The sequence below is a fragment of the Vibrio harveyi NBRC 15634 = ATCC 14126 = KCTC 12724 genome (assembly GCF_001591145.1).
In the GTDB taxonomy this organism is placed as follows: domain Bacteria; phylum Pseudomonadota; class Gammaproteobacteria; order Enterobacterales; family Vibrionaceae; genus Vibrio; species Vibrio harveyi.
Genome location: NZ_BCUF01000144.1, coordinates 1 through 915 on the forward strand (window position 1 = coordinate 1; position 915 = coordinate 915).

At 39.1% G+C, this 915-nt stretch carries 1 protein-coding gene; it reads left to right on the top strand.

Translation table 11 applies throughout. The annotated features are described in order from the left end of the window. On the top strand, window positions 1-791 hold a 791-nt coding region (locus VHA02S_RS24895), incomplete at its 5' end, for an HNH endonuclease (RefSeq protein ID WP_218000906.1). Between the last annotated feature and the right edge of the window lie 124 nt (window positions 792-915).

Below are 915 nucleotides of genomic sequence, written 5' to 3' on the forward strand. Positions count from 1 at the left end.
AAGGTGGTATGCAGCGGCTTAGGTATTGCGTTGCTCACCCCTTAACAAGGCGTTATGTATTCGAGGAAGTTATGAGAAAACATCAATATCAAAGAAAAAACGAGCCAAATGGCGCAAAGTACCATTTCTTCGAGTTAACGAATGCTGTTCGTGTTGTAAAAATAGTTGGAGATGAAGAATTTGAGCATACCTTCTTTAAGGGTGATTTTGTTCAAGGGAGAACTTTGAAGAAGTTTGACTTTGATGGCGCCATAGAAAAAGGTCATGCTGTTTACGTGACTAGTGAAGAATACAACTCCTCAAACGCTCAAAGCTTAGCTGCTCAAATAGACTTTATTCACAAAAATGGTACTGAAGAAAAGTCGAGATTAGAGTTAGATCTGAACGAAATCGTATCAAACCCAAAGATTGGAATTACTGAAAAAGAGAGCTTAATTAAGTCCCGAATCGGTCAGGGGGCATTTCGGCAGCAATTATTTAATATGTGGGGCGGATGCGCCGTAACAGGGTGTGAAGTCAAAGAGTTACTTGTAGCGAGTCATATTGTTCCGTGGCGTATTTCCGAAGAAAATAGGTTAAATCCATATAATGGTTTCCTTTTAGTAGCACACCTTGATAAAGCGTTTGACTCTGGTCTTATTAGTTTCGACAGTGTAGGAGTTATTATGATTTCACCAAAGTTGAAAAATTATCAATCAATAGGGATACATTCGGAAATGGTTATTAAATTGAAGCCTGAGCATGAAGAATTTCTTGAATACCATCGGGCAAACGTGTACCAGAATACATAACAAACAATTTAAGAGTGATTCAGCACGCTTGGCATTTTTGATTTGGGTTTAGTTCAGTGTTTAAGGCGGTCAAATTAAGTGTCGTGGTTGCGTGCTTCACACCTTAATTGGGCGTTAGTACGGG